The 8978-nt window shown below is 69.7% G+C and carries 7 protein-coding genes; 4 read left to right on the forward strand and 3 right to left on the reverse strand.

All coding sequences use genetic code 11. The features are described from left to right. Positions 1–17 precede the first annotated feature (17 nt). Complete coding sequence (locus ACCC97_RS17825) at positions 18–992, forward strand: Bug family tripartite tricarboxylate transporter substrate binding protein (RefSeq protein WP_007837633.1); 975 nt, start codon at positions 18–20, stop codon at positions 990–992. A gap of 93 nt (positions 993–1085) precedes the next feature. Further along, complete coding sequence (locus ACCC97_RS17830; protein ID WP_413334156.1) at positions 1086–2186, forward strand: NAD/NADP octopine/nopaline dehydrogenase family protein; 1101 nt, start codon at positions 1086–1088, stop codon at positions 2184–2186. Here the strand turns inward: ACCC97_RS17830 and ACCC97_RS17835 are convergent. The 3 genes from ACCC97_RS17835 to ACCC97_RS17845 are packed head-to-tail and all read right to left on the reverse strand — an operon-like array spanning position 2181 to position 4734. Beyond that, positions 2181–2777: a peroxidase-related enzyme gene (locus ACCC97_RS17835; RefSeq protein ID WP_413334158.1), complete on the reverse strand. Its 597-nt coding sequence runs from the start codon at positions 2775–2777 to the stop codon at positions 2181–2183. The genes ACCC97_RS17830 and ACCC97_RS17835 overlap by 6 nt on opposite strands. Then, positions 2774–3280 (reverse strand): CMD domain protein, encoded by a 507-nt coding sequence (locus tag ACCC97_RS17840; protein WP_413334159.1) that lies wholly within the window; start codon positions 3278–3280, stop codon positions 2774–2776. The genes ACCC97_RS17835 and ACCC97_RS17840 overlap by 4 nt, the downstream gene beginning before the upstream one ends. Next, on the reverse strand, positions 3277–4734 hold the full coding sequence (locus ACCC97_RS17845; RefSeq protein ID WP_413334161.1) for an NAD(P)-binding domain-containing protein: 1458 nt from the start codon (positions 4732–4734) through the stop codon (positions 3277–3279). The genes ACCC97_RS17840 and ACCC97_RS17845 overlap by 4 nt, the downstream gene beginning before the upstream one ends. A gap of 93 nt (positions 4735–4827) precedes the next feature. On the opposite strand from ACCC97_RS17845, the gene ACCC97_RS17850 reads away from it, so the two are divergent. Further along, positions 4828–6492 carry an alpha-amylase family glycosyl hydrolase gene (locus ACCC97_RS17850; RefSeq protein ID WP_007837517.1) on the forward strand — a complete coding sequence of 555 codons (1665 nt, stop codon included), beginning with the start codon at positions 4828–4830 and terminating at the stop codon, positions 6490–6492. Between the two features lie 5 nt (positions 6493–6497). After that, positions 6498–8675, forward strand: coding sequence for a 1,4-alpha-glucan branching protein GlgB (glgB, locus tag ACCC97_RS17855; protein WP_413334163.1), 2178 nt, complete (start codon positions 6498–6500; stop codon positions 8673–8675). The last annotated feature ends 303 nt before the right edge of the window (positions 8676–8978 follow it).

Raw genomic sequence — 8978 nt, forward strand, 5'->3', positions numbered from 1 at the left:
GCGGACGGAAAGACACAATGAAATTGCTCTGGAAACATCTCGCCCTGTCCTTCGCGGCCGCCGCCGGCCTTGCCGCCACGCCGCTGTGGGCCCAGCAGAACGACAAGCCCCTGCGCCTCGTCGTGCCCTTCGCCACCGGCGGCGCCCAGGATGTCATCGCCCGCTACCTGGGCGCCAAGCTCACCGACAGGCTTGGCCAGAGCGTCATCGTCGACAACAAGGCCGGCGCCGGCGGCATCGTGGCCGCCGACGCGGTGGCCAAGGCGGCGGACGGGGCCACGGTGCTGCTGGCAACGGGCGGCGCCATCACCATCGCACCCCACCTGCAGGCCAAGCTCCCCTACGACCCGGTGCACGAACTGGTGCCGGTGGCCCTGGTGGCGGACACGCCGATGACGCTGTCCGTGCGCACCGAAAGCCCCTACAAGACCGTGGCCGACGTGCTGCGCGACGCCAAGGCCAGGCCAGGCCAGGTTACCTACGCCTCGACCGGCAACGGCACCGTGTCACACCTGACCGGGGCGCTGCTGGCGCAGGCGAGCGGCGTGAACCTGCTGCACGTGCCCTACCGGGGCGCCGCGCCCGCCATGACGGACCTGCTGGGCGGGCAGGTGGCGGCCATCGTGACCAGCGTGGCCTCGATCGAGCCGATGGTCGCCAGCGGCAAGGCGCGCGTGCTCGGCACCTTCTCCCATGCGGCGCTGCCCGGCATGGGCACGGCCCCGACCATCGGCGAGGCCACGGGCCTGCCGGGCATGGAAGTGCCGGTCTGGGTCGGCGTGATGGCGCCGGCGCGCATGCCGGCGGCGAGCGTCGAGAAGCTGTCCGCGGCGCTGGTCGAGGTGTGCAACCTGCCGGAGACGAAGCAGCGCTTCGCCCAGCTGGGCGCGGTCAATACCTGCGGCGGCCCGGCCGCGCTGGGCAAGGTGGTGGCGGAAGACAGCCAGCGCTGGGCGAAAGTGATCAAGCAAGGCGGAATCAAGGTTGACTAGCTTGGCTCTCCCCCAGGCTTCGCGCACTTCGTGTCGCTTCGCCACCCCCCCCGCCGGGGGCAACACCGGTGGCCCGGCAAAGCCGGTTCCACGGTGTTCACGAATGGGGATGCGCCTGTGACGGTCGCGGCGAAGCGGTATCACGTCGGCATTGCGGGTGCCGGGGCGATCGCGCTGGCCGGCGCGGCGTGGCTGCGGCGGGCGGGCCATGGCGTCACGGTGTGGTCGCCGGGCGGCCGGGGCGCGGACGGGCTGCGCACTCAGCCGCTGGAAGCCTGCGGCATCCAGTCGTTCTCGGTGAAGGTCGAGGTCGCCGACGGCGCGGCCGGGCTCTGCGCCGCTTCGGACGTGCTGCTGCTCGCCCTCCCCGTCAACGGCCACAGGCGCGTGATGGACGCGCTGCTCCCTTTCCTGCGCGACGGCCAGACCGTGATCGTCAGCTCGATGGCCTCGCTGTCCTCGCTCTATCTGCACGAAGCAGCTGCGCGCGCAGGCCGGCGGATCACGGTCGCCAGCTTCGGCACGACCGTGCTGACCGCGCGCCGCGAGTCCGGCACGCAGGTCAGGGTGATGACGCGGCGCAAGGCGGTCGGCGTCTCCGCCCTGCCCGGCTCGCGGGTGGAAGAGGCCGTCGCGCTGTGCACCGCCCTCTTCGGTGACGGCTTCTTCCCCGACGGCAGCGCCCTCGCGAGCGCCCTGGCCAACGTCAATCCGCAGTCCCACGGCCCGCTCGCGGTGTTCAACTGGACGCGCATCGAGCGCGCCGAGAACTGGCCGCAGTACCACTGCATGACGCCCGGCGTGTCGCGCGTGATCGAGGCGCTGGACCGGGAGCGGCGCGCCGTGGCCGCCGCGTTCGGCATCGAGCTCGGTCCCATCGAAGCGCATTTCGCGCGCTCCTTCGGCACCGCGTCGGCAAAGCTGGAGGACATCGCCGCCGAGCTGCACGCCAAGCGCGGCGGTCCGCCCGGCCCCACGCAGGCCAACACCCGCTACGTCACCGAGGACATGCCCTACGGCCTGGCGTTCGTCGAGGCGCTGGGCGCCATCGCCGGCGTGCCGACGCCCGCGACCCGTACCATCGTGGATGCGGCCTCGCTGGTCAACGGCATCGACTTCCGCTGCGAGAACGACCTGCTCGAACCGCTGGGCCTGGCGAACGAAACCGTCGCCGGGCTGCTCGAGCGCCTATGAAGCGTCGGCTTCGGGGAACACCGGCTCCCCGAGGTTGAGCATCAGCCGGTTGGCCCAGGCGAACAGGGCGACCGAATGGATCAGGTCGAGGATCTCCTGCTCGGTCAGCCCGGCCTCCTTCAACCCGCGCACGTCGTCGGCCGAGACCTTGTCGGGCTCGGCACCGAGACGGATCGAGAACGCGACGATGGCCTTCTCGCGCGCCGTGGTGCCGGCGCCTTGCGGCTCCTCGAACACCTGCGAGATCACGTCGTTGCGCTTGGCCAGCTGCTCGAAGCGCTGCGCATGCACCGAGGCGCAGTACACGCAGCCGTTGACGCGCGATTCCACCGTGGCGCCCAGCTCGCGCTCGGCACGCGGCATGCCGCCCGGTGCGAACATGATCGCGTTGAAAGCGATGGAGCGCTGCAGCAGTATCTCGGGCTGATGCGCCAGCACCAGGAAGTACGGCGAGCTGCGCGCCTGCGGGCTCATCTCGTCGAGTGCGGCCAGCTGGGCCGGCGTGGCGGTGTCGAGGTTCACCGTGTCGAGCCACGGCTTCCACTGGAGCACCTCGGTGGTGAAGCCCTTGATGCGGATCGGGGCCGTCATGCCGCAGCCTCCGCGGCGACCAGCGCCTTCAGGCCCGCGGCAACGCGGATCTGGTACGAGAGGAAGGCGATCAACTGGCTCATCGCCACGATGGCGGGCGTCGAGAGGCCGCTCGCGGCCAGCGACTGCACGGCGGCCTTGTCGCCCTCGATGGGGCGCTCGATCAGCTTGCCGGTGAAGGCCAGCACGGCCTGCAGGCGCGCATCGGCCACGGGCCGCCCGGCGTCCACGGCAGCGATCACGTCGCCATCCGCGCCTTCGGCCGCCAGCCTGTCGCGGTAGTGCGCGGCCAGGCTGTCCGCCTTCGACACGCGGCAGGCATGCAGCGCCACGAGCAGCCGCTCGCTTACCGACAGGCCTTCGACGGCCGGCGAGAACATCGCGTCATAGCTGCCCTGCGTGGCTGCAACGACCTTGTCGCGCTGGCGCCGCAGCGCCCAGAGGGGGTGGTCCGGCGCCAGCGGGACGGCGGCATCGATCACATCGTGGGGAGTGCTTGTCATGGTCGGTTTCTTTCTTGGGGCGGCAGCGCGGGCGTCCATTCGTCGCCGAACAGTTCCGGCTCGGCGTAGGCCTCGAGGTTGGCGTAGTGGTGGTCGAAGTCCTCGCGGTAGAACAGGCTGGCAATGCCGCTCGCCAGCCGCCTGGCGCCATCGCTGATGGCCGGGATGTCGCCCGACACCGTGCCGTGCGACAGCGCGGCCGGGTAGCAGAAGCAGTGGATGCGCCCGAGCCCCGCGCATTCGCCCGGCACGCGCTGCCGGAATTCGAAGGCGGGCCCGAGGTCGGGCGAGTCGGCCAGTTCCTGGTCTTCGTCGCCGGGCGCGGGCTCGAAGCGGTCTTTCCATGTCCGGATGTGGGCCGAGATGCCGGCAAACTCCGGACGGTTCGGCCAGTCGACCTTGAAGCCGGTCGAGACGATCAGGAAGTCGAATTCGAAAACCCCCTTCGGCGTCGACACGCGCATGGCCTCGCCCCGCGGCTCGATGGCGAGGATGGGGCAACCGAAGTTGAAGAAGGCATTGGTGTGCCCCGACACCCGCAGCGTGCTGCCGTGCGGCGGCGGCACGTTCGCCACGTTGATGTAGTGGCGGATGCGCCACTTGAGCTCGTCGGGCAAATCGTAGTGCCCCTGCGTGAGCCCCGGCACACCCGCCCCCTTGCCCTTGTTGACGCGCGGCAGGTCGCTGCGGCGGATCAGCAGCTCGACGCTGCGCGCACCGGCCTCCAGCGCGGTGGCCGCGCTGTCCATGGCCGAGGAGCCAGCGCCGACCACGCCCACGCGCAGGCCTTCGAGCCGGCCGTAGTCCATGTCGTCGGACGAATGCGCCCATTTCGAGCGCGGCAGTGCGTCGACGAAAGCCGGAACGGCCGGCCCGCCGAGGCCGTCACGCCCCGTCGCAAGGACGACGCGGCGCGCCAGCACGCTGCGCTCGCCCTGCGGCGTGCGCAGGGCCAGCCGCACGCCGGACGCATCGGGCAGCGGGTGGATGCCGACCACCGCGGTGTCGTTGCGCACGTCCACGTCCATCACGCGGCGGTACCAGACCAGGTAGTCCATCCACTGCAGGCGCGGGATCTTGTCCATCGCGGTCCAGGCCTCCAGCCCGAACTGGGCCTCGAACCAGGCGCGAAAGGTGAGTGACGGCAGGCCAAGCGCGGGGCCGGTGAGCTCCTTGGGCGAGCGCAGCGTCTCCATGCGCGCCGTCGTCGCCCAGGGCCCCTCCTTGCCCGCGGGCGAGCGGTCGAACACCACAGCGCGAATGCCCAGCTGCGCCAGCGCGACCGAGGCGGCCCGGCCGGCCTGGCCGCCGCCGATGATGGCCACGTCGAGCATGGATTCATCGCCGGCCTGTCGGGCGGGCATCCAGTTGCGGCCGGGCCAGCCGAGATATTCGAGGTCCTGGGCGAGCCGCGCTTCGAGCGCGGCGAGGGAGGAAGCGGAATCTGATGTCATCTTGAAGAGCGGGGAACGACGCCCAGTGTAGAAAGCTTCGCGGGTGGCCCGGATTTCGCATGCCACAATGATTTTCAGACCACAGGGGCCGGCATGGGCAGCAAGAGCGACAGCGAATGGTGGCGCGGCGCGGTGATCTACCAGATCTACCCGCGCAGCTTCATGGACAGCGATGGCGACGGCATCGGCGACCTGCCGGGCATCACGTCCCGGCTCGAGCACGTGGCCAGCCTCGGCGTCGATGCCGTCTGGGTTTCCCCTTTCTTCCGCTCGCCGATGAAGGACTTCGGCTACGACGTGGCCGACTACCGCGCAGTCGACCCGCTGTTCGGCACGCTGGCCGACTTCGACGCCATGCTGGCGCGCATGCACGCGCTGGGCCTGAAGCTCATCATCGACCAGGTGCTTTCGCACACCTCCGACCAGCACGCATGGTTCGCCGAAAGCCGCAGCAGCCGCGACAACCCCAAGGCCGACTGGTACGTCTGGGCCGACCCCAAGGCCGACGGCACGCCGCCGACCAACTGGCTATCGGTGTTCGGCGGCTCGGCCTGGCAGTGGGACTCGCGCCGGCGGCAGTACTACCTGCACAGCTTCCTCGCCGAGCAGCCCGACCTCAACTTCCATTGCGACGCCGTGCAGGAGGCCCTGCTGGGCGAGGTGCGCTTCTGGTGCGAGCGCGGCGTGGACGGCTTTCGCTTCGACGCCTGCAACCACCAGTTTCACGATGCGCTGCTGCGCGACAACCCGCCGGCCTCACCGGCGTCGATCGACGGGGTCAGCACAGTGCGCGCCGACAACCCCTACGCGATGCAGCAGCACTTGTACGACAAGAGCCAGATGGAGAACCTGGCCTTCCTCGAAAGCCTGCGCCGCCTGCTCGACGATTACGGCGCGGTGGCGCTGGGCGAGGTCGGCGACGAGAACGCGCCGCCCGTCATGGCGCAATACACCGAGCTCGGCAAGCGCCTGCACCTGGCCTACAGCTTCAGCCTGCTGACGGCAGACCACCGCCCCGCCCACCTGCGCCACCAGGTCGAGGCGCTCGACGACGCGCTGGCGCCCACCGGCGGCTGGGGTTGCTGGGCGGTGTCGAACCACGATGTGCCGCGCGTCGCCACGCGATGGAGCGACGGCGGCCCGGCCGACGCCCGGCGCGACCGGCTCTGGCTGGCGCTGCTGCTCGCACTGCGCGGCAGCGCCAGCATCTACCAGGGCGAGGAACTGGGCCTGCCCGAGGCCGAAGTGCCCTTCGAACTGCTGCAGGACCCGTACGGCCGCGCGTTCTGGCCCGAGTTCAAGGGCCGCGACGGCTGCCGCACGCCGATGCCGTGGACCACCGCGGCGCCGAACGGCGGCTTCACCACCGGTACGCCCTGGCTGCCGGTGTACGGCCCCCACCTTCCGCTGGCCGTCGAACGGCAGGCCGCGCGGCCCGATTCGATGCTCGCCTTCAGCCGCACGCTGCTGCACTGGCGGCGCACGCAGCCCCTGCTGCGCACCGGCGGCATCCGCTTCATCGATGCGCCCGACCCTCTGCTGCATTTCGAGCGGCGCGACGGGCATTCGTCGCTGCAGGCGGTCTTCAACCTCGGGAGCGAACCGGTTTCGATGCCGCTGGCCGAAGCCCTGATGCCTCTCGTCGGACATCCGCTCGCGCCGAGCGCCGTCATGCAGGCCGAAGGCGGAAAGCGCATGCTCGCGCTGGCGCCGTACGGCGTCTTCTTCGGCACGCCCGCCGCCGAAGGACAAAGCTGAGCACCATGCCCTCCTCCAAGCCGCTGCCCGAATCCGAAGTCCATGCGCTGATGCGCGCGGAGCATGGCGACCCGTTCGCCGTGCTGGGCCCGCACGAGACGCCCGAAGGCCTGGAAGTGCGCGCATTGCTGCCCGGTGCGCAGCGCGTGGCCGTGCTGCATTCGCGCACCGGCTGGCCGCTTGCGATCCTGGCACGGCATGCCGAATCGGACCTGTTCAGCGGATTGGTCCCGGCCGCGGAGGCCCGCATGGGCTACTCGTTCCAGGTCGACTGGGAGGCGCACACCTCGCGGCTCGAAGACCCCTACCGCTTTCCGTTCGTGCTCGGCGAAACCGACGTGTGGCTGCTGGCCGAGGGCACGCACCTGCGGCCGTGGGAGCGGCTGGGTGCGCACCTGCGCGAGATGGACGGCGTGAAGGGCGTGGCCTTTGCCGTCTGGGCGCCGAACGCAAAGCGCGTGTCGGTGGTGGGCAGCTTCAACAACTGGGACGGCCGGCGCCACATGATGCGGCTGCGCCGCGAGTGCGGCGTGTGGGAGATCTTCGCGCCGCATGTGACGGTGGGCGACAGCTACGAGTTCGAGATCCTGTCGGCGCAGGGCGAGGTGCTGCGCAAGGCCGATCCCTTCGCGTTCTCGTCGCAGCTGCGGCCCGACACCGCCTGCGTGGTGCAGCCCCTGCCCGCGCCGGTGAAGCTGCCCGAAGGCCGCGCCGCCGCGAACGGGCGCCATGCGCCGATCAGCATCTACGAAGTGCACCTGGGCTCGTGGCGCCGCAAGAACAACGGCCACGAATGGCTGGACTACCGCGAGCTGGCCGACACGCTGGTGCCCTACGCGCGCGACATGGGCTTCACGCACATCGAGCTGCTGCCGATCAGCGAACACCCCTTCGACGGCTCATGGGGCTACCAGCCGATCGGGCTCTACGCGCCCACCTCGCGCTTCGGCACGCCGGGCGACTTCCGGCATTTCGTGGAAGCGGCGCATGCCGCAGGGCTGGGCGTGATCCTCGATTGGGTGCCCGCGCACTTCCCGACCGATTCGCACGGCCTCGGCCGCTTCGACGGCACCGCGCTGTACGAGTACGCCGACCCGCGCGAAGGCTTCCACAACGACTGGCAGACGCTGATCTTCAACTACGCACGCACGGAGGTGCGCAACTACCTCGTCGGCAATGCGCTGTACTGGCTGGAGCGCTACGGCGTGGACGGCCTGCGCGTGGATGCGGTGGCTTCGATGCTGTACCGCGACTACAGCCGCAAGGCCGGCGAGTGGGTGCCGAACGTGCTCGGCGGGCGCGAGAACCTGGAGGCCATCGACTTCCTGCGGCGCATGAACCGCGTGGTGGGCATCGAGCGGCCCGGGGCCGTGACGGTGGCTGAGGAATCTACGAGCTTCCCCGGCGTGACCCGGCCGCCGGAAGACGGCGGGCTGGGCTTTCACTACAAGTGGAACATGGGGTGGATGAACGACACGCTGGCGTATGCGGGCACCGATCCGGTCTACCGCAAGCATCGCCACCAGCAGATCACCTTCGGGCTGATGTACGCGCACAGCGAGAACTTCGTGCTGCCGCTGTCGCACGACGAAGTGGTGCACGGCAAAGGCTCGATGATCGGGCGGATGCCTGGCGACGAGTGGCAGAAGTTCGCGGGCCTGCGTAACCTGTATGGCTACCTCTGGGCGTATCCGGGAAAGAAGCTGCTGTTCATGGGGGGCGAGTTCGCGCAGTACGCGGAGTGGAATGCCGACCGCGGCCTCGACTGGCATCTGCTGGAGCATGCGGCGCATCAAGGGGTGCGGCGGCTGGTGCGCGACCTGAACAACGTGTATCGGCACTTTCCTGCGCTGCATGAGCTCGACCATGAGGGTGCGGGGTTCGAATGGATCGTGCATGACGATGCGGACCAGTCGGTGTTTGCGTTTGTTCGGCGGGCTCGGGATGGGGCGTTCGTGGTGGCGGTCTGCAATTTCACGCCGGTGCCTCGGCATGGGTATCGGCTGGGGGTTCCTTGTGCTGGCTCTTATCGGGAGATTGTCAATACGGACGGCTCGATTTATGGGGGCAGTGGGGTCGGTAACGGCGTTGTCGAGAGTTCTCCCGTGCCATGGCATGGGAAGGCGGACTCTGTTTCGATCAGTGTGCCGCCACTGGCTACCGTGATGTGGGTGTTGGCTTGACGTTGCTTGACTTGGTTTGTTTCCCGGGGCCGGGTCTCGCCCCGGCGGGCGACCTACTTTTCTTTGCTTCGCCAAAGAAACGTAGGCAAAAGAAAGGCGACCCTACTGTCTGCGTCCCTGCGCTTCGCTCCGGGCAACCTGCGGTGCTCGCGGTTCGCGGGGTCCCGCCCAAACTCGCTTCGCTCAGACAAGGGCGGGCCCTGATCCGCGAACCGCTGCGCTCCTCGGCGCAGCCAGAAGGGATTGGAAAACCGAACGCGCCATCGCTGCGCTCGGCGGGGGGCGGGGGGGGGGGGGGGGGGG

Origin of the sequence: Variovorax sp. Varisp85 (assembly GCF_047304045.1) — a bacterium.
Classification (GTDB): domain Bacteria; phylum Pseudomonadota; class Gammaproteobacteria; order Burkholderiales; family Burkholderiaceae_C; genus Variovorax.

Excerpts from the sequence above, each read along its gene's own strand:
- ACCC97_RS17825 (WP_007837633.1), top strand. The coding sequence starts at position 18 with ATGAAATTGCTCTGGAAACATCTCGCCCTGTCCTTCGCGGCCGCCGCC.
- ACCC97_RS17835 (WP_413334158.1), bottom strand. The coding sequence starts at position 2,777 with ATGACGGCCCCGATCCGCATCAAGGGCTTCACCACCGAGGTGCTCCAG.
- ACCC97_RS17840 (WP_413334159.1), bottom strand. The coding sequence starts at position 3,280 with ATGACAAGCACTCCCCACGATGTGATCGATGCCGCCGTCCCGCTGGCG.
- ACCC97_RS17845 (WP_413334161.1), bottom strand. The coding sequence starts at position 4,734 with ATGACATCAGATTCCGCTTCCTCCCTCGCCGCGCTCGAAGCGCGGCTC.
- ACCC97_RS17850 (WP_007837517.1), top strand. The coding sequence starts at position 4,828 with ATGGGCAGCAAGAGCGACAGCGAATGGTGGCGCGGCGCGGTGATCTAC.
- glgB (WP_413334163.1), top strand. The coding sequence starts at position 6,498 with ATGCCCTCCTCCAAGCCGCTGCCCGAATCCGAAGTCCATGCGCTGATG.